This window comes from Chitinophaga sp. LS1, from assembly GCF_034274695.1.
Lineage (GTDB): Bacteria > Bacteroidota > Bacteroidia > Chitinophagales > Chitinophagaceae > Chitinophaga.
In genome coordinates this window covers 6,258,750-6,281,628 of the sequence record NZ_CP128362.1, presented here as the reverse complement: position 1 = coordinate 6,281,628, position 22,879 = coordinate 6,258,750, and the positions used below count along the sequence as shown (strand labels likewise).

Genomic DNA, 22,879 nt, shown 5'->3' with positions numbered 1-22,879 from the left:
TTATATTTTTTCTGCCGTGAGGACAGTAATCGGATTATGATCGTCAATTGTAATATCTACAGGGGGATGCAGGTGATAGCCTAAGGTCGTTATGGCCTGCGTAAATTGCTCCCTGCTGTCGGGTTTGACCGCATTCATGACAATGCGGGCGCCTTTTTGTATATGCAAATGCAAGCGATGGATTAAAGTGTCTAACCTATTTCCATGGCCTCCAATAAATATCGCATCGGGTAGGGGATAGACAGATAAGTCCTGCTCGAAAATATCACCCATCACCTTTATGATTCCAGGTACTCCAAATTTGCAGGCATTTATATCCAGCAATGCATCACATTCTTCTCTCTTTTCAAAAGCGACTACCTGTAAATGAGGGAAATTATTCTTTGCTTCAATGGCTACTGAGCCGGTACAAAAACCGATATCCCATAATACACTTCGCTGAAACAAATCCAGTTGGGTCAAACTCAATAGCCTTATCGGCATCTTGGTGATCATGTTTGGCCTGTTCGGTAGTCCTTCGAATAATGCATCTGGTATGCCTGAATATTTTTTGCGTGGCGTAGATTGTATTAATAATACACAATTCAAGGTGTGAAATAAACTGTTTGTGGCTTCTGATAATGAGTGTCTTGTGATTTTTTCCTCCACACCTTCCAACCCTTCACCTATTATCATTGTGTAGTTGTTATACCCAAATGATAAAAGTCTTTTTGCTATAGCACCAGGTGTTTTTACTCCATCTGTCAATACTCCGATCAGCTTTTCTCTTTTGATCAGTGCTGTATCCAATTCATCCCATCCACGCCCGTGAACAGATGTGTTATACATTCCGGCATAAGCGATATTGCATTTCTGACATAATAACTGTAGGCTGTTAAAATAAGGATAGACCTTCATAGCTGCCAGTGGATCATACTTCCGGATGCTATTTGCAAATCCATAAAATAAAGGATCGCCTGAAGCAAAGATCACTATAGTGCCATCCAGCTGGCGAAACTGTTGTATCAAGCCGGGAACGTCACCTGTAATATTGATCCATTCATATTTCTCAGGCAGGTATTGCTGTATCCGTTCATGGTGTCGTTTGCCTCCCGAAAAATACCGGTGTTGTGGTAATAGGGTCTGCACTTCATCTGGTAAGGTGAAGTGTGCTTGATCTGAAATACCTATGACCACGTATTTATTCATAAGAGAATGCTGCATTTACGATACTTGCTGCCACATTACTACCTCCCTTGCGACCTTTTATTATCACATAAGGTATATGCTTCATCGCCTGCAATTTCAATTTTGACTCCACCACATTCACAAAACCTACCGGTGCACCAATGATGCCTGCAGGTTTAAAGCCCGCATTTCCCAAATGATCACATAACTCAAACAAAGCCGTCGGTGCATTTCCTACTACAAACAATGCCTCCGGGTGCTTCTCTATCGCCAGCCGCATCCCGGCCTGGCTTCTTGTCAAACCTTTCTGTGCCGCGAGTTCAAGTACGCCTTCTGCATTTAAATAACAATGTACCTGAGACTGATATTTCTCCAGAAAAGAACGGGTAATACCAGATTGCACCATTGTCACATCCGTTACAATTGTACCGCCTTGTTGCAGGTATTCCTGCCAGCGGTCAATGGCATTATCGTTAGAATGATATAAATCTTCATATTCGAAATCAGCCGTTGTGTGTATACAACGCATTACCGCCCACTTATCGGCAGGTGATAAATCAGTACGTTGCATTTGTGCGGCGATCTGTCTGAAACTTTCGTCCTGGATCTCCTGTCCGCTCTGTGGCTTTCTATCTAAATAACCACGTGGCGTAACTAAGAAGTTTTTGAACTGGTATGTCTGGGAATTACCCACCATCACCAGCGAGAACATATCTACAGCTGCTACAGGTAGTTCTTTTAGTGTGGTAATGAGGATGTTTTCTTCCGGGCGTGTTACCTGGCGTATAATTGCCACAGGTGTATCCGGCGAACGATGTTCTAAAAAGATCTCTTTAAAGCGTTCCAGTTGCCAGAAGCGTTTTTTGCTTCTTGGATTATATAATGAGGTGACGAAGTCACCAAAGGCCGCAGCTTTGATACGTTGCTCTATGGTGGTCCATGGTGTCATTAAATCTGATAGGGAAATGCAGCAGAAATCATGGCCCAGTGGGGCGCCTAGTTTACCTGCAGCGGCTATGAATGCACTGATACCCGGAATAGTCTGTAATGCAATCTCTTTTTCCGGGTGTTTGCCTGCGTACTGGTATACCAGCGATGCCATAGCATAAATCCCTGCATCACCAGAGCTGATCACGACTATATGCTTACCGGGGGCACAGCTATCTACTGCCAGTACTGCACGTGCTTCTTCTTCAGTGAGGTCTTTGCCAATACATTCGCAGGTGGGTTTTAGTAAATGACTGATGAACTGGAAATAGTAACTATATCCAATCACGATATCTGCATCTGATAATACCTGTTGTGCGACTGGCAAAATGTAATCAGCGCCGCCGGGACCTATGCCCACTACACTTAATCTCATAATTTCTTTAGAATAATCAGCGAAAAATAGGGCAGTTCTCTCTCTTTAATAGCCTGTATATCTGTTGTGATAAACTGATCCGGTGTACCCAGTCTTTCGCAATACATCATCCGCAATGCCCTGTTGTGCATCACCGGCAACAATGTTTTGATCACACTCCGCACTTTAATCAGTACTACTGTATCAAAAGAATCTAATAAATGATCCAATTGTTTAGCATCCTGCATGCGTGGCAAAATGGCTATCTTCTCATTCAGTACACCTAATGGAAATTGGTGAGCTGCCGCTCCATTCAGGAAAGAAGGTACTCCTGCAATGATCTCCACATCCAACTTATATTGCTGAATATGTTCCATCAGGTAAGCAAATGTGCTGTAAAAGGAAATATCCCCTTCGCTGACAAACGCTGCCTGTAATCCCATCTGGTAGTCCTCCCACATCTGCAGGAACGTATTTGCATATGTGCCTGCTACCTCGCTTCTGTCGTTACTCATTTTCAGGAACATGCCCCTGAATTTGCTCTCATCCAGTTGATGATATTGCAATATTCCCAGTGAGTAACTGATGGTACTGCCATCCTCGAGCAAAGAGCCCGGATAATAAATTCTATCTACCTGCTGCAAAACCTGCAGGCCCTTAACGGTTATCAATAAAGGATCGCCGGGGCCAAGAGATACACCATAAATTTTACCTTGTTTTGCCATAACTCAGATCCCCAATATCTTTTTAAATTTGCTGATCACCTTATTCCCCGATTCAATCTTCTCATCCTCTTCAAACAAGATCCCTTTCACAGCCAGATGGTGCCCCACCTGCTCTTTGCCCACCTCCTCCTCAAATCCAATTATCTGAGTTCTATACTTACAAAGCTGGCAATTCATCTCTGGTCTTCCAACTTCTACCTCTCTGATCCGTTCATCGATCGTCTCTAATAATAGGTCATCACATTCGAAACCGGAAGTATATAGTATTGTTTTATCAGTCTGTGCTTTGTATTCGTCCAGCTGCGTATATATCTTTTTCAATAACACGCCTGTAAACAAAAATACCGGGACCGCGATGATCCTCTTATAGGGCAAGAGATTCACCAGGGGCAAGGCTTCCTGCAGCAAAGGCTTTGTCACTCCGATATAGGCCGTCGTTGCAAAGCCAAATCCCATTCCTTCCCACAGCATCCGGGTCATTTTCGCCACATCAGCATTCGCATCCGGATCGGAAGTTCCTCTGCCAACTACAAGCAGACAGGTATCAGAAAGATCTCCCGTACCACCTGCTTCCCGTATAAGTTTCTGTGCGAGTTTTAAAATAGACGGCGTAATGCCTATATGCCTGCCTAGCCGTATCGTCAATCCTTCATACTGGCTTTGCAGGGTATTCATCTCATAAGGAATATCATTCTTGGCATGCGCGCCGGCAAAGAGAATAGCCGGAATTGCCAGGATTTCGCGCACTCCTGCCAGATACATGCGTTCTACCGCCGCTGCATATACGGGATGTGAAAATTCCAGGAAGCCATAATCGACCATATAGTCCGGGTATCGCTCTTTAAGCAAAGCGACCAGCTCTTTAAATCCCCGTACTCCTTCCGGGTCCCTGCTGCCATGTCCGCATATTAATATCCCTTTCATAATAATGCCAGTGGGTTAGGATGTTTGAATGTATAACGCAGGCGGTGCTTGATCTTATCAGAATTGATAATCTTAAAACACAATGGTTTGCCTTCGGCAAAGGTAGGAACTTCCAGCCCTGCTTTTTCAGCTGCCAATGTATAGTAAACTTTGCGGGTCGGGTGTTCATCGGCAGCAGCATGAAAAATATCTCCCCAAACCTCCTGTTCAATGAGCGCACTGATCAGTCCTAAGCAATCGTCCTGGTGGATCACATTGATAGGGGCATCTCCGTTTTCCACATCTTTTTTGCCCGCCAGGAAGTGCGCCGGCATACGGTCGTACCCGATCAAACCTCCTAATCTAAGTATAGTAGTGGTAAATTTCGTTTGTGAAAGGAGCAGGTTCTCTGCCTGCAACAGGGCTTGTCCGCTACCTTTGGTCGGGGGTACTATGTCCTTTTCCGTAATTTCCCTGTTCAGGTCAGGGTATACGGAGGTGGAGCTGATAAACAGCACGTGTTTGACAGGGCTTACCTCAATTGCCTGAATCAGTAGGGCAATCTGGGCAGGGTGATAAGTGGTAATATCCGGTCTGCGACCGGGTGGGAAATTGATGATCAGGATATCGCTATCCAGGAATGCCTGCAGGTCATTACAGTCAATGGCCTGGTCGGTGATGGTGACCTGGTAGGGGAGTACCCCTTTTTCAGACAGTGTTTCCAGCTTTTCTTCACTGGTCACAGACCCCTTAACCTGGTATCCCTGCTGAACAAAAAGTTCGGCTAATGGTAAGCCGAGCCAGCCACAGCCTAAGATGCTGATGGATCTGTTCTTTGTATACTCATTCTGTTCCATTGTCTGATTTACTGAATTTGTGCCTCAAATATAAATCAGCATACAATGAAATGATGATACTTACGAAAATTATTCCCACAATATTGTTCTGTGTGTCGCTCAATTCCAGGGAAGTATTCCATGTACTGAGTATTTTATAGATGGGAATTGCGAAACACATGATTGTGATTAGTACATTTAATTTGAACCGGTGGTTTTGGATCTTCTTCTGGTCGAAGGTCTTGAGTAGTTTGCTGAGCAACATGGAATCGCAGGTGCCTGTGAGGATTAATCCCAGGGAGAACACTACGCCACCCAGGATTGCGTAGATCCATTGGTTTGATACTGCTACAGCATAACCAAAGGCTGCAATCTGCGAAGAGGTATCGAAGATGAACCCGAAGATGATGCCTGTGAGTATTACTGTGAACGGATTCAGGCTTTTGTTGAATGCATTCGGGATTAATTTCTGTCGGATACCGGCCATTTGTACCTGACCTCTCTTCAAATAGATAAGGTTAGAAATACCCATAAAGAACAGCATCAGCGAGGCAGTCCATTCAACCACGATATCCAGCAATGGTGGGATATTGAAATTGTTCTTCAGTATACAAAGGAATAATGCAATGGCGGTGACCATAATGCCATGTCCAAATGTAAAGAGGGTACCTACCCATTTGCTCCATGTACTTTTGTGCATGTGGAGGCGGTAAGTATAACCATCGATCACTGTAATGTGGTCCGGGTCAAGTCCGTGGCGAAGGCCAAGGACAGCCAATACGATAAATCCTGAAATATCGGTTCCCATAATTTAAAAATATACGCGCAAACTTCCTTTTATAAACAAGGGTATGCCTGGTGTGATGTGAAAATCATAAACAGGTTCCGCCTCACCTTTCAATCCTGATTCGTCGTAAAACTATGCCTCAGCCTATTGTGTATTGAACAGGTTCTCTGTTTATGAGTCCGGGCATGGATCAATGTGTATTCTCCGGGAGCAAGGTAGGCAAGGGTATATTCACCATTTTCGTTGGTGACGATGCTGTGGTTTATTCTGCTTTCGCTGCGCTAAACGTTACAGGCTGTAACACCAAGGCATCTGGTTCCGGGAAGCAAAGTTGTGGTTTCAGTAAAGTGTTTTGTAAGAGATGCTGAGTCGCAATATCACGTGCAATCTCAGGGTTTACGCCACCATACCAGGCACCTTCGGGGTGAATGAATATAATTGGTCCGCTGGTACATTGACCCATACATTTAGTGCGAACAGTATGAATTTCATCATCCATGCCATGTTTGGTGAGGTGTGCCCTCAAAGCTATAGTGTTTTCGTCTGCACCGCCTTTAGCACAGGTTCCACCATTGCAAATAAAAACCATCTTCTGAACCTTGGTCAGATCTTTAATAGCCATACCTTTTAAAACATTTAATGCAGTTAATTACCCGTTAACGATTAAACAAGCAGACAGGAGAAAAAGCGGCAAGAGCAAACGCAGTGTATGTTGTTTGCAATCCCTGTACTTTTTTCCCGAAAGCATTGGATAAGTAGTTATAGTTTTTGGCAGGTCTTCTGACTTGTTCCACTTTTAACGCCTTCCCGTTCCGGTAGGAACAGTGGCTTTGCAGATGTTAAAAGCGATTGATGGAACTTACAGCAGCGGGAACTGTTCTGGATTTACACCAGATTCCCTTTTAATTTTATCCGCCTGGGAGGCGTATAAAAACCATAAACCGGGGTAAAAGTAGTAAATAAAATTAACTTTCCGGCAGTTAAGGACAATAAACCCACCTTATGAAGTATAACTATATGGATAGTGAAGGGAAGAGTGAGCTGGCGGACGATTTAGATTCGTTAGGGGAGGGGATAAAAACTGGTCTTTGATACCAGGTTTCAGAGTTCCGCTTTTATTGTTATGAATAGAATGCTTTAAATAATATTATCAGCACCACCATCAGGAAAGTTACTGATTGATTTATAAACATCACTTTTCGTAATTCTTCATGTTGAATTTCCCGTTGGTGCTCACCGATATAAGGCTTCTCTACCACCACGCCATGATACACATTCGGCCCGCCGAACCTGCAATTCATAATCCCAGCCAGCGCCGCCTCCGGGTAACCTGAATTGGGACTGGCGTGCTTGTGACCGTATTTAAATATATACTGCCATCCCCGTTTACTGAAGGAGACCAGCACCATCAAAAACGCCGTCACCCTTGCGGGTATATAGTTTGCCACATCATCCAGTCTGGCGGCAAACCGGCCAAAATATAAATAGCGCTCGCTTTTATACCCAATCATAGAGTCCAGCGTATTGATCATCTTGTACAGCATCATAGCAGGTACACCACCTACTGCATAAAAGAGCAGGGGGGCAATCACTCCGTCACTAAGGTTCTCTGACAAGGTCTCCAATACCGCTATCCGGATCTGGTTCTCCTGCAGCTTTGAAGTATCCCTGCCTACGATCCAGACAAGGCGTTTTCTGCCTGCTTCCAGCCCCTGGTGGCATAAGGCGTCATAAACGGCTGCGCCCTCCTGTAAAAGGCTCTTATTGGCCAAACCGTAAAAAACAAAAATACTGTTGAAAATATACCTCGCCCAGAGCGGCAGTATTTCCTGCATGGAATAGAAGAAAGCATACACCCCGAGGCACAATACCACGGTTAATACAGCTCCTTTTAGAATACGTCTGGATCCATTATTGAGTCTCTTTTCACCAAATGCGATCAGATTGCCAAACAACCGCACCGGATGTGGCAGCCACCCTGGATCGCCCAGGAGCAAATCCAACACATACCCTACCACCAAAGGAATCCATATTATTTTTCCATCCATGCATTGATGCCTTTAATCAATAAAGCATTTTTTTCTGGCGTTTGTGTCGCCACCCTGAAATGTTTCGGACTGAGACTTTTGAAATTGCTGGCATCCCTGATAAGTAAACTATGCTCCTCTACCAGATATGCCTTTAGATCAGCAGCAGTACCATTTATTAACTCACATAAAAAGAAGTTCGTTTGAGTAGGCATCACTTTCACATGAATACTCAATGCCGCCATTAAGTTAGCCGTATCCTGCAATAAATCTACTGCATTAAATGTCAGTTGTTCTTTATGCGCCACAATATACAAGCCCGCTTCAATGGCCAGTGCATTCACTGACCAGGGCATTTTTGACACTATTATTTTAGCGATCGTATCAGTGCTACTTAATAAATACCCTAGCCTCAAACCCGGTATTGCATAAGTTTTGGTGAGTGATTTGATGATAATTAAATTCGGTAAGTCATCCAGTGAGTTAACCAGCGATTTTCTTTCATGGGTAAAGTCTACATATGCTTCATCGATCACAAACGTGATTGCAGTATTGTTTAGCAGCAATGCCTGTAGAAAGTCAACTGATAACAAAGCCCCGGTAGGATTATTAGGATTACCTAAAAATACCAGCTCTGTCGCAAATGTAGTATCCTGTTTTAGAGAAGACCATTCAAGATGCGATACTGAAATATCATTCACCCTGCAGGCATCTTCATACTCTGCAAATGCAGGAATGACAACCGTTGCCGATTGGCCTCTCCATGCATGGGCTACCAGATAAAAAGCTTCAGTTGCGCCATTTGTGGCTAAGACTTGTGACGGCGTAATCTCATGCCATTGTGCCAATGCTTCCTGCAAACTTTGTGCGTTTGCTTCCGGATAATTTTTTAATCTGAAAAGTTGTGTGCTCAGGTGATGTACCAAACCAATGGAAAGTCCTTTGTAATACACGTTAGAACTAAAATCAGCAAGAATTTCCCGGGAATACAGATACCTGTCATCTCCATGACCTAATATCATTGTTCACTTTTTAATTGACTGTAAATGTAGGCAATATCGACATGTTCGCGCAGATGTTGTGCCAGTTTATCGTACTGCTCATGTTTATAATTGTTGTAATCAAAGGGGGCGGCAGCTTCCATCCTGAAAGGGGAAAGCAGGTCGTCCACGACTACAGGGTTATCCAAAATGCCATGGATATAGGTGCCCCAGCAGCGGTCGTTCAATATATACCCATCCCCGTGGCCATGGGGCATCGTATTCAATGGGGTGTTGCTTGAGGTAATCCCCATATGAATCTCATATCCTTCACAGATAGCGGCACTATTTTTATATTGAAAGGTGCATTGTTGTGTGGTCTTTACTTCAGTAAGTACTGTTGTTACTGGTAGCAACCCCAGCCCGGGCATACAAGAAACAGTACCTTCCACACCTACAGGATCTTCCACACTATGCCCCATCATCTGGTAACCACCACAGATACCAATCACAGTCTTGCCGTCTTTGAATGCCTGTGTGATGGCTGTTGCCACACCATTATTTTTGATATCCACCAGGTCTGCAATGGTATTTTTACTACCGGGTATAATCACAATGTCTGCCTGTGCAATTTCAGCCGCGTTATTGCTATAATACAGGTGTACGCGCTCATCTTTTTCGAGTACGGTAAAGTCTGTGAAGTTGGACAAACGGTTTAGTAAAACTACTACTACATTGACTTTGCCACTACCTGCCTGTTGTTGCTTACGAGCCAGTGCCACAGAGTCTTCTTCCTCTACGTAGATATCCCTTCGATAAGGGATGATACCAACTACAGGAACACCGCACAGCTCTTCCAGCAAGGTTTTTCCGGTTTCAAAAAGACGGGCATCGCCACGGAATTTATTGACGATGATGCCTTTCAGCAATGCTTTTTCTTCAGGAGGTAAAAGTGCGATTGTGCCATATACACTCCCAAAGATGCCGCCTTTGTCAATGTCTGCAACGAGGTATACATCTGCCCTTGCATGCAGTGCCATCCGCATATTTGTAATATCCCTGTGTTTCAGGTTTAGTTCACTGATACTACCTGCACCTTCCATTACTACAGGGCTATACTGGGCCAGCAACCTGTCAAAGGCTGCTTTGGCAGCATTCAACAATTCCTGTTTATTATTCCCCATGAAGTAATCATAGGCCGACTGGCTCCCCACAGGTTTACCCATCAATACAACCTGCGAGGTCTTGTCATTCGTAGGTTTCAGCAATACAGGGTTCATATCTGCACTACAGGGCAGCCCACAGGCTTCTGCCTGTACTGCTTGCGCGCGGCCTATTTCAAGTCCGTCAGGAGTAACGAAGCTGTTGAGTGACATGTTCTGTGCCTTAAACGGAGCTGGTTGGTAACCATCCTGTTTGAAAATGCGGCAGAAACCGGTATTTATAAAGCTTTTCCCGACGTCTGAAGCGGTACCTACAAACATGATGGGTTTTAATTGCTGCATAGCGTTGGGCGTATAGATAATTTTACAAATGTACTATCTTTGACCAAATGAAGAAGCCTCAGTTTTTAATCGCAGCACCATCCAGCCATTCAGGCAAGACCACACTCACTTTGGGGTTGTTGCGGGCATTGCATAACAGGGGCTTGCAGGTCCAGCCTTTTAAATGCGGCCCTGATTATATCGATACAACCCATCATACCCGGGCAGCCCGCAGGCAGAGCATCAATCTGGATACGTTTATGATGAGTGAGGCACATGTGCAGGATCTGTATAGTCACTACAGCGATGATGCAGATGTGGTAGTCACAGAAGGTGTGATGGGGTTGTATGACGGAGCCGTGAAATGGGAGGGGAGTAGTGCGGCGATTGCATTGTTGCTGGATATACCTGTGATACTGGTGGTGAATGCAAAGGCAATGGCGTATTCAGTGGCGCCGTTGTTGTATGGGTTGAAGAATTTTAATACGGATGTAAAGATTGCCGGGGTTATTTTCAATTTTGTCAATACGGAGAGTCATTATCAGTTTCTGAAGGATGCGTGCGGGGATGTGGGTATTATGCCATTGGGGTATATTCCTGTGAATGAAGAGATAAAGATTCCTTCCAGACATCTGGGGTTGGCATTGTCAGGTGAAAATGATTATGAGGCGATTGTAGAGCTGGCAGCTGCTCATGTAAGTAAGTCGGTGGATATCGATGGGTTATTGGCTTTGACGGAGAAAAACAGACCTTCGACAGAGACAAGGCATTCTTTTTTTCAAAAGAAATTTAAGATCGCTGTAGCCTGGGACGAAGCATTTAATTTTATCTATGCAGAGAATATCCGTCAGTTTGGAGATGTGACCTATTTTAGTCCAATACATGATACATCTTTACCTGAAGCAGATCTGCTCTACCTCGCCGGAGGCTATCCTGAATTATATTTATCCGCCTTACAGCAGAACCTCGCCATGCGAAAAGCTATTCGCGACTATTGCGAAAACGGCGGACGTGTGATTGCAGAATGTGGGGGGATGATGTACCTGGGCAACGTTATTACAGATCAGGAAGGCACCCGCCACGACATGTGTGGTGTACTGGACCTTGAGACCAGCATGGTTGATAGTCGCTTATCACTAGGTTATCGCAAAGTAAAAATTGAAGATGCGGTTTTGAAAGGGCACGAATTCCATTACTCACACGCCACATCAAATCTCATCACCATCGGCGAAGTACAGAATGCCCGTGGTAAAGCCGTACCAACACCTATTTACAGACAGCAAAATGTGCTCGCCTCCTACATTCATTTTTACTGGGGTGAAGACGTCGCAATACTTTTATCATTATGGAACAAGTAAAGCTTTTTATGATCCTTGCAGGATGCAAGCCTGCAGGCAGACACACAGAACAGCATGATGTCTTCTTTGGTGTCGCTACTTCACTGAAGGAGGTAATACCTGCGCTGGAAGCCTTCTGGCCGGAAGCAAAAGGGAATCTTCACCTTGATGCTTTCAGGGAAGTGACGCTTGTAGATGATATGCAGGTAAAAGTGATACCCCGTACAGAAAAAGAAGCTGGTGGTACACAACTTTACTTCATCAACCTTGGTGGATACAAAGAAAATGAAATGGAGGAATACCATTACAAATTGCTCTCCACTGGTAAAGAAAAGAACGAAGCGCTTCGAAAAGCAAAAGCTACTGCGTTTTTCAAGCATACCACATTCCCCGGTGCTACATCACACATCGATGACAAGTATGGTGTAGATATCGATGATTTTGCATTGATAGAAGAAATACTCCCTGCTACTATCAGAGCACAATATGCTTTGGAGTTAACACCTGCTGGTCCAGCTGCAAAGCCAGATCGGGTACACCTGGGATATTTTAAACTGGATCGCATACTGAATGGAGAATATACTTCCGAATAACCCCTCTTCAATTATTTTTTAGCTTTTAAATCCAGCTGAATATATTTCCCGTATCTGAATATGTAGCAAAACTACATCGTCAGATACGGAAGCTGGTTTCTATAATTTACACATTATTTTATGATAAGGAAAGCTCTGAAAATCCTGCCATGGGCGGGAGGTATACTCGCGTGCCTGGTACTCGTACTGTTAGTACACATTTACCTTGTAACCCGGCCAAAGCCAGCGGATGCGCATACACGAATCATGGCCAGAATGGACATTCAGCAATCACTTACGGCCCAGGAAGGAGAACAGGTACAGGCCTGGCTCTATGCACAGCCCGGCGTAGATCATGTATTGGTGAATGCAGGAACACGTATCGCTATATTTACTTATTCTCCATTGCTGGCGGATGCCAACGACATCATCAGCAGGTGTGGTCAGTCACTACATTATACGGCTACACGATTTGTACCCAGCGCTGCTGATATGCAGAAAGGCTGTCCGGCTATGGCACAGTCATTCACCGGAAAAATTATGAACTTATTCATCAGTAAAAAATAGAAAATGAAAAGTAACGCAGCACTGTTATTATTAGCTGGTATCTTTGGCACAGGCCTGTTCCTCACCTCGTGCAAGAAAGATTCAGATAAAACGGAAACAACAAAAACATTGTATGACTCACTCGGAGGATCCACTATGGTGAATGATCCTGCCAATTCTGGTACTATGATTCAACAGGGTCGTCTTGGCATTCGTTCTGTATTAGACAGTACCATCTTCGTGATTGCAGCAGATACTGCTATCAATGGATTTTTCCAAACTCTGCTGGCAGAAGTTACCGCCGGCAATACCAGCGGTTTTGAAGCACTTAGCAAGAAACTCACTGACTTTGTATGTGTAGGTACAGGTTCTACCAGTTATACATATGGTGGTAAAAGTATGACAGCAGCACACGATCCGGCACAGAATTCCCGCATGAATGGGAAGGCTGCCAATGATGATTTCGATGCATTTGTTGCAGACCTCGTAATAGGTGCAAAGAAAAATGGCTTGTCTGATCAGTTGATCGGAAGGGTAGGTGCACTCGTAGAAACGCTGCGTACACAGGTCGTACAAAAATAATCTGTTTAAAAAAAGAACAGGTGTCTCAACATATGTTGGGACATTTGTCGTTAGGGTCTTACCGCTCGCAGCATTTCTCTTTTTCCCGGCGGGCCTGCTAATTTTTCTACATTGAAACCCGCTGCCAGCATAGCTCTTCTTACATCTCCTTTACTACAATAGGTAACCAGTATTCCTCCCGGTTCTAATAAGCTATATAATTTTTCAAAGACAGCGACCGACCATAATTCCGGTTGGGCTGCAGGTGCAAAAGCATCGTAATAAATTAAATGAAAGGTTTGGACAAAAGGAGCTACATCTAATAAAGATGCATGGGCTTTGTGCAGGGTAAACTTTTCAGAAATTTTTACATCTTTATTCCAGGGGTATTGATGTAGATCGGCACCATAATTTAATCCTTCTACTTCCTGTGCTGTCAAGGGAAATTGTTCTACAGCGTAGTAATATACAGGTGTAGTAGCATACTGTAAAGTGAGCAAAGCATTCAATCCTGTACCAAATCCCATTTCAAAGATGCGAATGGCAGGTGCCTGTATAGCATGTAAACCTGAATGGATAAATACATGCATACTTTCCTGTATCGCACCGTGTGTGCTATGATATGTTACGTTCATGTCCGGAATAGCTATTGTATGGGAGCCATCAGCCGTGACCAGTAATTCCCTTTTCATATCACAAAGGAACTTAAAAACAACTTAAAAACCTCCCCCTGCTATGTCCCCGCATCCAAACAAGGTAACTTTAAGAACATCCCCATAATAACCAGAAAACCCGATCACGCATGAAACACACCTATGTTGGCGGTCTGATACTCATCAGCGCCTTCTTCTTTGCTGCATGCGGCAAAGAAACGACCAAATCTGCTCCGGACACGACCCCCGTTTCTACCACTACCGTTGCCACTGACAACTCAGCCCAGGCAGGTATGGTACTAACTCCCGGCGGTTGGCGCCCAGCTGACAAAGTCAGCAAAATCGAACAAGGACAACACCTGGATGTACAGGGTGGCCGTTTAAGAGCCATCGACGATGCCACAGGCAAAGTCGCCAAAGACTTTGGCGCTATCCATGCCGATGCCGGCGCATTTCCTGATTACCCTGGTAATGTCAACAGCGCTGCTCCTTTAGCGCGGAAAGTAAAACCCCTCAGCTCCGGTTGGATTGCTTACACTTACTGGAGTAACCCGGTGTCTACACCGATTTCTTATTTTTCTACCACCTGGACGGTACCACCTGCACCTTCCACTTCCAATGGGCAGACCATCTTTATGTTCAATGGTCTCCAAAATAGTTCCTACATCCTGCAACCCGTCTTACAATGGGGGCCTTCTGCAGCAGGTGGTGGTAACTACTGGGCCATTGCCAACTGGTATGTAGATGGTTCCAGCGGAACTGCTATCTTCAGTAACCTTGTGAGGGTGAGTGCCGGTACGAGCCTCACTGGTATCATGACCCTCACCGGCAGCAGTGGCAGCACCTATAGCTACACCTCTGCTTTCACCGGCTATTCTTCTATCAATCTTTCAGTGAGTAATATCCAAAAGCTCTATTGGGCAGCTGAGTCACTGGAAGTATACTATCCTGTAGTATGTACTGATTATCCGAATACAACGAAGACCACCTTCAGTAATATTCAGATACAGTTACAGGGTGGTACGCAATCAGCATTGTCCTGGACAGTGGCGAATGCGGTGACGGATTGCGGACAACATGCGAGTGTGGTAACGAATGGTACCCCGAATGGGGTGGTAGATATCTACTATTGAAAAAAAGCAAATGTAAAAAAGCGCATCTGTCTTCTGGCAGGTGCGCTTTTTTATTTTAGTAAGTACAGCAGGGGCAATAGCTCTGCCACCTGCACCAGGCGTTCATCAATTACAGGTCTGCCGCTATGGTGGATTATGAACGGGAAAGGGGATTCGATCATACTGGAGAAAGGACAGTGAAAAACATGGAGGCAATGTCATACAACGCGGCTGTTTAATTGTTTATATTTGTTATAGCTAATAATATTATGAAGAAAGATAATAGCAAAGCAGCCGCAGGAGTAAAAGAAATTGCAAGGCTTGCACAGGTATCTATAGCAACGGTAGACAGGGTAATTCACAACAGGGAAGGAGTATCTGAGAAGACAAAGGCCTTGATCCGGGAGATCATGAAAAGGCTGAATTACCAGCCCAATGTACTGGCGCGGCGCCTGGCACTGGCCAGCAGGGGAAATCTGCGGCTGGCCACGCTATTGCCTGTCACCTCGCCAGAAACAGCTTTCTGGGAAGCACCCAAGGAAGGGATTGACCAGGCCGAAAATGAAATCAGGCAGTATGGAATAAAGGTAGAGCGGCTTTTCTTTGACCAGAACGATGAAGCCACTTTTAAAAAGCAGGTAAAAAAAATCATACGCTCGGCCCCGGATGGCATCCTGCTAACACCCACATTTTCTGATACTGCCTTACAGCTCATTGATTACTGCAAGGAGTCCGGTATTCCTTATGTGCTGATCAATACAGATATTCCCGGCTTTAACGCCATGTGCTATATTGGGCCTGAAAACTTTCATAGTGGCTACGTGGCCGCTCAGCTTGCAAGTTATGGCATCCGGGAAGGGCAGAAGATTGTTATTACGAAAATCGCGCAGGAAATAGATACCAACTATTCCATATTGAGAAAGGAAGAAGGCTTCAGGGCGTATTTCAAAGACAATCAGCTGCCTTATGAGCTGATTACATTCGATTCTAAGGATACGGATTATGAAATAGTGGCCCGCCATCTGACAAAGCTCCTTAAAAAAGATAATGCCATCGGCGCTATTTTCGTCACTAACTCCAGGGTATCACTGGTTGCCCGTTGCCTTGAAAAGGCTGGCCTTAAACACCTGATCCTGCTGGGATATGATTTTATTCCAGATAATGTAAGCTATCTCCAGTCTGGAACTATTGATTTTCTTATCTGTGAGAAGCCGCGTGAGCAAGGGTACAGAGGTATCATCACTTTGTTCCAGCACCTTGTTTATGACCAACCCGTAGAGCCTGAGTACCTTATGCCAATTGAGATTGTTACAAAAGAAAATTGCCGGTACTATCGGAATTAAACACACACACAATGTTTCGTAGCCAGCACTTGATCCTTTTATTGTCAGGATTCATGCTCCTTTGCCTGCCTGGTAGTGCGCAGGAGCTTTATCCCAATAAGGCCTATGCAGGTACTTTACCCACCCTTTCAGGTGCCTTATTGCAAAGGCAGGCTGCTGATGGCAGCATCTGGTGTGAACAGGCACCACTACAGATCAGTTGCTGTTGTTATTGCTGTCTTATCAGAAGCTGGCATTAACGCCCACACAGCAACAGCAATGGCGCACCGGCATGACAGCCACCGCTGACTACCTCTATTAAACAAGGATGACCGTTATGCCACCGCGGCCCTGCGGAACCTGGCCTTTATCCGGCAGAATATCCTGAAAGACAGCTTGCTGGGATACGGCCCACAGCATATAGCAGTCTTAAATACCCCGCCCTGTGTATATCCCACTTTTGCAAAAGCTAAAAACCTGGTGCTGGCTTATGAGTTGGAAACAAAAAAATGTGGCATTATAAGGCGATTCCTGCTGATGAAGCCAGTTTGATGATGTTTGCCCAAACTTGATGTGATTGAGGTCAAAACGGCCTGCTTTATGGCCACAATCACTGTGTACCGCTACAAAGACCAGGCAGCAAAGGGAAATAGATGTTCTGTCCTGATGGGGGAAAGGTGAGTCACCTGTGGGCCTCAGGCTGCGGGTTCATGGGCGCTTCAAGCCCCACCATCTACACCCGTCCTGAGCATATGAGCTTTCCGGAAGCCTGGGGCGTTTTGCCACTAACACCACGGATTGAATATACTGACAGCACAGGGTATTTTACCAACCTGTTTGAGTTCGACAGCCGTTTATCTGCAAACCAGACCTGGCCACGCACCTACGAAGTGACCGTATCTGGTGAGATGAAAGATAAGGAATGGCTCACAAGAGGCGTAGGCTATAAGATCCGTTATTTATTGGACGACAGCTTCCTTCAAAAAAAATTACAGTTATCGGCCATGACGCCCTGCCACCGGTCAGGATTATTGAACCAATTATCCGGGACAACAGCATGAAAATTACAATGGTAGATAGCCAAACGGAATTGCTTAGTACAGGTACACATCAATGGGCGCTCAGCATCACCTCAGGCAATGACAGCTGGATAGTAGCAAGGTACCGGACGCCTTATCCCGCATTGAAAGCATACCCTCTGGAGTTGATTTTACAGCCTTCGGAAGATCAGCGGATTCGTAGTGTTACCTATAGGCTTATCGTTTGATAAATTATCTCATTCAAAAAAATAATAAAAAAAACGGGTACGTACCCGTAAATTTATTATCTTAGTTAAACGATAGCAGTTTTTGTTACATCACATGTAAAATGAGAAACTCATGATAAGGCATTGCATATGGCTTTGGTGCTTATTATTTACTATTGAAGCCCGCAGCCAATGGTTCGACGTAACCAGCTATGGAGCCATCGGAGACAGCACCACTGATAATACAGCTGCTATTCAAAAAGCAGTGGATGCTTGTGCTGCCAAGGGAGGAAAGGTGTATTTCCCAGCAGGGAAATACCTGAGTGCAACCGTTTATCTGAAAAGTAATGTCACCTTATATATAGCAGGAGGAGCAACCATCCTGGGACAAAAGGATACAAAATTATACCCGCATCAGCAGGCCGGGATTAGATTTTATGGAGATGAATGGGCACAGCAGGCGCTCTTCTTCTGCAAAGACCAGGAAAACGTGCACATTGAAGGGAATGGTATCATAGATGGACAGGGCGCAGCATTTGTGACCAATACCCTAAAGAAGCCGGACCGATACCGCAATCGTCCATACCTTCTGTGGTTCATCGGGTGTAAAAATATCTCTGTGCGGGACATTACACTACGTAATTCAGCCTTCTGGATGCAACACTACCTTGACTGTGACGATGTAAAGATCCAGGATATAAGAATCTGGAACCATTCCAACAAGAATAATGATATGATGGATATTGATGGCTGTCGTAATGTAATCATATCAGGCATCAACGGGGATAGCGATGATGATGGAATTACGATTAAGAGCACATCACCACGTATTTCGGAAAATATTACTATCAGCAATTGTGTCATTAGCAGCCACTGCAATGCGCTGAAGTTTGGTACAGAATCCACCGGTGGTTTCAGGAATATCGCCGTCACCAATTGTGTGATACGGCCATCTGCGCAATTAATTACCATTTACGGCAAACCTGCAGGAAACAGCGGCATTTCACTGGAAATGGCCGATGGTGGCATCATGGAAAATGTATCCATAAATAATATAGTAATAGATGGGCCACAAGTGCCGTTGTTCATTCGCCTGTGCAACAGGGGCCGGAAATATAAGGAAGGCGGCGCAACACCAGCTCCCGGAATAATAAGAAATATACATTTGTCAGATATTCATGCTACAGGTGCCGACGTTACAGGATGCTCCATCACAGGTATTGCAGGTACACCCTTGCAGGCGCTCTCTCTGTCTCATATTACTATCGAAACAGCTGGTGGTGGCAAAGCCTCTGGCCAGCCAGTGCCGGAACTGGAAAAGGATTATCCTGAAGCTACCATGTTTGGCGTATTACCAGCTTATGGCCTGTTTATAAGATATGCAAAGGATATAAGATTATCTGATATTACATTCCGTGCTAAAGAAAAGGACAGCAGGCCAGGCCTGGTGATCAGCCATACACAACAATTTGCCTGCACTGATCTGGATGTAGCAGGAGTAAGCATACAGGATAGCAGCAATGGTTTTACACAGGAGAAAGGTGCAAAAAAGAAATTAATTGAATAATTACGGGTACGTTACCGGAAAAATTCTTATATTGTAGTAGAGGTATTTCATTTTCATGTAAATGTTCGTTTAAACACACTATAGGTAAGTAGGAGCTAATTTATCAGGGGGGACAATTCTTTTATTCCAGTGGATATACATAAACTATGACAGCTTATAGAAATCTATTTCTATTAATGGGGATGTTTTTGCCCATGGTATTCACGCACGCAGCTGTTCTACCGGTAATTCCTTATCCGCAGTTTGTAAAGGAGGGGAAAGACAATGTCAGCATGCCTGTAAAGTTACTGCTGACTGGAAAGGACAGTGCTATGCAGGCACGTCTCCTTCGCCACTGGCAACTGCCGGCAGCATCCGGTCCGCAGGAAGCCATTAGCCTATATATCATTAGTGGTAATGCAACTATCAATGCGCTTGTCCGGCGTTATGCACAAAATAATATTGAGAAAATAGGAAAAGAAGGATATATACTAGTCATCAATCACCAACATCGGTTCATAGCTGCCAACGATGAAGTTGGACTGTTTTACGGTTTACAAACGCTAAGACAGCTTACAGGGGCACACTGGAAAACAGCAGTCACCATTATTGACTGGCCTGATTTTCCAGCCCGGGTAGTGTTTGACGACATCAGCCGCGGTCCCATATCGACAGTCGATTATATAAAAAAGCAAATTCAACGCCTGGCAGAGTTAAAGGTCAATTATCTCTCGTTTTATATAGAACATGTAGTACAGCCACTATCTCATCCGGATTTTGCCCCGGCAGATGGAAAGCTGACTATCCGGCAAATCCGTGAACTAAGCGATTATGCAGCAGATTATCACATGCAGCTGGTAGGAAATTTTCAGTCGTTCGGCCACTTTGAGAAGATCCTCGCATTACCTCAATACAGGCATATGGGAGAATCAGCTACGCTCATCTCACCACTTGACGACAGTGCACGCATATTCCTGAAGGATGTAATTGGAGAGCTGTGCGATGCCTTCAGCGCGCCCTGGTTTAATGTAAACTGTGACGAAACATTTGGAATTGATAAAGGACGATCAGCAAAATATGTTGACAGCGTAGGCATCCCGAAGTTTTATGCCGGCTTTCTCCAATTACTATATGATGTCGTGAAACAACATGGTAAAAAAATGATGATGTGGGGAGATATGGCCTTAAAGCATACGGAAATTCTGGACCTCCTCCCCAGAGACATCATGTACCTCTCATGGGAATATGGAGACCAGGCGAACTTTGATCAGTGGATAAAACCTTTTGCCCGGCGGGGATTACAGTATATGGTATGCCCGGGTATTGTCAACTCTTACCGCATGTTTCCTGATATGATCATGGCGAAAAAAAACATAGGCGGATTTATTAAACAGGGCAGGGAGAGCGGTGCCGCTGGTGTGTTTACTACGGTGTGGGATGATGGCGGCACCTACCTTTTTGATGCAGACTGGTATGGGGTTTACCTTGCTGCAGACAAAAGCTGGAATACGGGTGCTGATGGGTTTGATCTCCGCTTTGAAAACGTTGCATATGGTACGTATAATGGTAACTATGTAAATGCTCTTTTTACGCTGATGCAGCTGCGTGAACAGCCAGTTACCTATAACCTGAATGATCAGCTGTGGAAACAACAGATTGTACCTGACAGCGGCAAACAAATGATCCTGAATAATAACAGTATAGCCGAGGCATTACATATTGTGAGAATAGCCACTAGCCTAAGCCACCGGGCAGTGCCTGCGCTTCATCCGGAAGATCTTGCAGCGATGCAGCTGGTCATCCATCAGTATGAGCTGATGCTGCGAACCAGGCAGGTTATGGTAGATCCTGATATGAGCACAGACAGTCTCGTAGCAGCCTACAAGGCTACTGCCGAAACCTTCAGGAAGCTATGGTTGAATGAAAATCAACCTTACTGGCTGGATACGGTGTTACACTCCTGGTCACAAAAGGTGAAGGAATTACAGGAGCTGCCAGCCCGTAGAAAGGATATCATACCAACAACCTCCTTTTACTTTACCAATTGGCTGCTGTGCGGTAACCTGCCGTCAATAGATGGAATGGATAAAGCGTTGCAACCTTCGCCTGGCGATGTATACATTTATGATGGTAATAAGTATCGCTGGCAGAAGTTTGCAGCCACAAATGGAGGGATTATCGACCTGGAAGAAAAATACCTGCCATCTGTTGTATATGCCTATTGCCAGCTACAAACAGACAGCGCCCGGGTAGTAGATGCATGGCTGACAGCCGGAGACAGCACGGTGTTGTATTGTAATGGCCATGAAGTAAAAACTGTGCAAAACCCGGTGCAGCTACCTTTACACACAGGCATAAACCACATCCTCATCCGGAGCACTGGAAATCGCCGCAGGTTTACCTTCCGGCTGCGGGATGACCTTGTAATCACTAATCATAAGCACAAATACCAGATAAATTCAAAAACCAACCGTTATGAAGTGGATTAAAACAGCTTTAATGTGCCTGCTTACGATATCAGCCCCGGCGCAGCTGAAAAAGGAAGATGTCGTCAGGGCCATCGATCAGACTGCCCGCTATGTGGCAGATGTATTGATCGATTCCGCAGGTAAGTCCCGCTGTGATTATAATGTGCTGGAAGGAAAATGGTATCCCTACGAAGTGCCCTGGCATACTGGACAGGCTGTAAATGCACTGCTGGCGGCTTATAAGGTAACAGGCAATATACATTATCTGGATGCGGCGAAAAGAGGCGGCAATTACTGGATCAACATGGAAATAAAGGACGATCCCAAACTGAATGGCATGGTGCGCGCTATCCATGGCGATGTGCTGGGACAGGACTATTATGTATTTGCTACTGTTTCCGATGGTACGCCGGGTATCTATGAGTTGTCAAGGGTCACCAAAGATCCTACATATGCAAAAGTGGCTACCGGTGCAGCAAAATGGATGCTGAAAAACATGTATTCCCCGCAGATGGGCGTGTGCTACGACCTGATAGATGTAAAAACAGGGGAGGTGGTGAAAGAGAACAGCCCTTTCTGGAAAGGCAAAAAGAAGCAAGAGCTGTATGACGTATCAAGGCCAAACACAGAGGGATCCCTGTTCAAGGATGCATATGAGTTTTCAGGAGATACAGCCTTTCGCAATGCATTCATCCTCCTTTGCAACAGCCTGATCGAAAAGCAGGGGCCTGAAGGCTTGTGGATGCGGTTTACACCCAATTCAATGGAAGCACATTCCTTTCATCCCCGTTTTTCTTTATGGTATGCTGAATCGCTGATAGAAGCGTTTTATCTCACAAAGGATAAAAAATACCTGGAGGCAGCTGCCCGCACAGCGCGTCTTTTTGCAAACACCCAAACGGAAGAAGGAACCATCTATTATGATAACTATACAAACGGACGGACGCCAGATAAAGGTTCAGCCACCGGTTCGGCAGTATCGCTTGCCGGCATTGTCTGGATCAAGCTGGCAGAACAGGGATACACAGAGTTTAATGAGAATATAGAAAAGTCGGCAGTATGGCTTATGAAAAACAGGTTCGCCGAAAATCATCCGGATCCAAACCTCCGGGGGGCCGTACTGGAAACGCGCACAAGATTTAAGAAAGGGAAAATATGGCTCACAAACAGGGATATCGGAACTTCATTTGCAGTCCGGTTTCTTTCGGATTATCTGAATTATAAGTTTAAGTAGGGTCTATTAATTATTCAACCAAAATTATCTC

General features: G+C 44.9%; 23 protein-coding genes and 1 riboswitch. Of the genes, 12 read left to right on the top strand and 11 right to left on the bottom strand.

What is annotated here, in order from left to right; all coding sequences use genetic code 11:
• The 10 genes from cbiE to QQL36_RS25745 all read right to left on the bottom strand — a co-directional run bounded on the left by cbiE (nucleotide 1) and on the right by QQL36_RS25745 (nucleotide 10,272).
• Nucleotides 1-1,188: a precorrin-6y C5,15-methyltransferase (decarboxylating) subunit CbiE gene (gene cbiE, locus QQL36_RS25790; RefSeq protein ID WP_083726395.1), complete on the bottom strand. Its 1,188-nt coding sequence runs from the start codon at nucleotides 1,186-1,188 to the stop codon at nucleotides 1-3.
• On the bottom strand, nucleotides 1,181-2,530 hold the full coding sequence (gene cobJ / locus QQL36_RS25785; RefSeq protein ID WP_083726397.1) for a precorrin-3B C(17)-methyltransferase: 1,350 nt from the start codon (nucleotides 2,528-2,530) through the stop codon (nucleotides 1,181-1,183). The genes cbiE and cobJ overlap by 8 nt, the downstream gene beginning before the upstream one ends.
• The gene (cobI, locus tag QQL36_RS25780; RefSeq protein ID WP_321567235.1) at nucleotides 2,527-3,234 is read right to left on the bottom strand and encodes a precorrin-2 C(20)-methyltransferase; all 708 of its coding nucleotides are present in this window, start codon (nucleotides 3,232-3,234) and stop codon (nucleotides 2,527-2,529) included. The genes cobJ and cobI overlap by 4 nt, the downstream gene beginning before the upstream one ends.
• Nucleotides 3,235-3,237: 3 nt before the next feature.
• The gene (locus QQL36_RS25775) at nucleotides 3,238-4,158 is read right to left on the bottom strand and encodes a sirohydrochlorin chelatase (RefSeq protein ID WP_321567234.1); all 921 of its coding nucleotides are present in this window, start codon (nucleotides 4,156-4,158) and stop codon (nucleotides 3,238-3,240) included.
• On the bottom strand, nucleotides 4,155-4,994 hold the full coding sequence (locus QQL36_RS25770; RefSeq protein ID WP_321567233.1) for an SDR family oxidoreductase: 840 nt from the start codon (nucleotides 4,992-4,994) through the stop codon (nucleotides 4,155-4,157). The genes QQL36_RS25775 and QQL36_RS25770 overlap by 4 nt, the downstream gene beginning before the upstream one ends.
• Nucleotides 4,981-5,781, bottom strand: a complete 801-nt coding sequence (locus tag QQL36_RS25765) for an NAD+ synthetase (protein WP_083726405.1) — start codon at nucleotides 5,779-5,781, stop codon at nucleotides 4,981-4,983. Before QQL36_RS25765 ends, QQL36_RS25770 begins: the two co-directional genes overlap by 14 nt.
• Nucleotides 5,782-6,022: 241 nt before the next feature.
• The gene (locus QQL36_RS25760) at nucleotides 6,023-6,382 is read right to left on the bottom strand and encodes a (2Fe-2S) ferredoxin domain-containing protein (protein ID WP_321567232.1); all 360 of its coding nucleotides are present in this window, start codon (nucleotides 6,380-6,382) and stop codon (nucleotides 6,023-6,025) included.
• Nucleotides 6,383-6,512: 130 nt separating this feature from the next.
• A riboswitch (cobalamin riboswitch) is annotated at nucleotides 6,513-6,714 on the bottom strand.
• Nucleotides 6,715-6,881: 167 nt separating this feature from the next.
• Nucleotides 6,882-7,808, bottom strand: coding sequence for an adenosylcobinamide-phosphate synthase CbiB (gene cbiB, locus QQL36_RS25755; protein WP_321567231.1), 927 nt, complete (start codon nucleotides 7,806-7,808; stop codon nucleotides 6,882-6,884).
• On the bottom strand, nucleotides 7,793-8,809 hold the full coding sequence (locus QQL36_RS25750; RefSeq protein ID WP_321567230.1) for an aminotransferase class I/II-fold pyridoxal phosphate-dependent enzyme: 1,017 nt from the start codon (nucleotides 8,807-8,809) through the stop codon (nucleotides 7,793-7,795). The genes cbiB and QQL36_RS25750 overlap by 16 nt, the downstream gene beginning before the upstream one ends.
• Nucleotides 8,806-10,272: a cobyric acid synthase gene (locus QQL36_RS25745; protein ID WP_321567229.1), complete on the bottom strand. Its 1,467-nt coding sequence runs from the start codon at nucleotides 10,270-10,272 to the stop codon at nucleotides 8,806-8,808. Before QQL36_RS25745 ends, QQL36_RS25750 begins: the two co-directional genes overlap by 4 nt.
• Before the next feature lie 47 nt (nucleotides 10,273-10,319).
• Here QQL36_RS25745 and QQL36_RS25740 point away from each other — a divergent pair, with 47 nt between their 5' ends.
• The 4 genes from QQL36_RS25740 to QQL36_RS25725 all read left to right on the top strand — a co-directional run bounded on the left by QQL36_RS25740 (nucleotide 10,320) and on the right by QQL36_RS25725 (nucleotide 13,288).
• Complete coding sequence (locus tag QQL36_RS25740; protein ID WP_321567228.1) at nucleotides 10,320-11,609, top strand: cobyrinate a,c-diamide synthase; 1,290 nt, start codon at nucleotides 10,320-10,322, stop codon at nucleotides 11,607-11,609.
• Nucleotides 11,597-12,181 carry a DUF1543 domain-containing protein gene (locus QQL36_RS25735; RefSeq protein ID WP_321567227.1) on the top strand — a complete coding sequence of 195 codons (585 nt, stop codon included), beginning with the start codon at nucleotides 11,597-11,599 and terminating at the stop codon, nucleotides 12,179-12,181. The genes QQL36_RS25740 and QQL36_RS25735 overlap by 13 nt, the downstream gene beginning before the upstream one ends.
• A 120-nt stretch (nucleotides 12,182-12,301) precedes the next feature.
• A complete protein-coding gene (locus QQL36_RS25730; RefSeq protein WP_321567226.1) occupies nucleotides 12,302-12,727 on the top strand; it encodes a hypothetical protein in 426 nt (141 codons plus the stop codon).
• A 3-nt stretch (nucleotides 12,728-12,730) separates the two neighbouring features.
• On the top strand, nucleotides 12,731-13,288 hold the full coding sequence (locus QQL36_RS25725) for a group 1 truncated hemoglobin (protein ID WP_321567225.1): 558 nt from the start codon (nucleotides 12,731-12,733) through the stop codon (nucleotides 13,286-13,288).
• Between the two features lie 50 nt (nucleotides 13,289-13,338).
• On the opposite strand, the gene mnmD is transcribed toward QQL36_RS25725, so the two are convergent.
• On the bottom strand, nucleotides 13,339-13,959 hold the full coding sequence (mnmD, locus tag QQL36_RS25720; protein ID WP_083726421.1) for a tRNA (5-methylaminomethyl-2-thiouridine)(34)-methyltransferase MnmD: 621 nt from the start codon (nucleotides 13,957-13,959) through the stop codon (nucleotides 13,339-13,341).
• A gap of 110 nt (nucleotides 13,960-14,069) precedes the next feature.
• Between mnmD and QQL36_RS25715 the strand changes: the two genes are divergently transcribed.
• From QQL36_RS25715 to QQL36_RS25680, 8 genes are all read left to right on the top strand, one after another.
• Nucleotides 14,070-15,053, top strand: coding sequence for a hypothetical protein (locus tag QQL36_RS25715; protein WP_321567224.1), 984 nt, complete (start codon nucleotides 14,070-14,072; stop codon nucleotides 15,051-15,053).
• A gap of 248 nt (nucleotides 15,054-15,301) precedes the next feature.
• A complete protein-coding gene (locus tag QQL36_RS25710) occupies nucleotides 15,302-16,375 on the top strand; it encodes a LacI family DNA-binding transcriptional regulator (protein ID WP_083726425.1) in 1,074 nt (357 codons plus the stop codon).
• Nucleotides 16,376-16,386: 11 nt separating this feature from the next.
• Complete coding sequence (locus QQL36_RS25705; RefSeq protein WP_143708982.1) at nucleotides 16,387-16,614, top strand: hypothetical protein; 228 nt, start codon at nucleotides 16,387-16,389, stop codon at nucleotides 16,612-16,614.
• 393 nt (nucleotides 16,615-17,007) lie between these two features.
• A complete protein-coding gene (locus QQL36_RS25700; protein ID WP_321567223.1) occupies nucleotides 17,008-17,415 on the top strand; it encodes a hypothetical protein in 408 nt (135 codons plus the stop codon).
• Complete coding sequence (locus QQL36_RS25695) at nucleotides 17,412-17,621, top strand: hypothetical protein (protein WP_083726431.1); 210 nt, start codon at nucleotides 17,412-17,414, stop codon at nucleotides 17,619-17,621. The genes QQL36_RS25700 and QQL36_RS25695 overlap by 4 nt, the downstream gene beginning before the upstream one ends.
• Nucleotides 17,622-17,733: 112 nt before the next feature.
• On the top strand, nucleotides 17,734-19,167 hold the full coding sequence (locus QQL36_RS25690) for a glycoside hydrolase family 28 protein (RefSeq protein WP_321567222.1): 1,434 nt from the start codon (nucleotides 17,734-17,736) through the stop codon (nucleotides 19,165-19,167).
• Nucleotides 19,168-19,313: 146 nt separating this feature from the next.
• On the top strand, nucleotides 19,314-21,635 hold the full coding sequence (locus QQL36_RS25685; RefSeq protein WP_321567221.1) for a glycoside hydrolase family 20 zincin-like fold domain-containing protein: 2,322 nt from the start codon (nucleotides 19,314-19,316) through the stop codon (nucleotides 21,633-21,635).
• Nucleotides 21,622-22,848, top strand: a complete 1,227-nt coding sequence (locus QQL36_RS25680; RefSeq protein WP_321567220.1) for a hypothetical protein — start codon at nucleotides 21,622-21,624, stop codon at nucleotides 22,846-22,848. The genes QQL36_RS25685 and QQL36_RS25680 overlap by 14 nt, the downstream gene beginning before the upstream one ends.
• Nucleotides 22,849-22,879 lie beyond the last annotated feature (31 nt).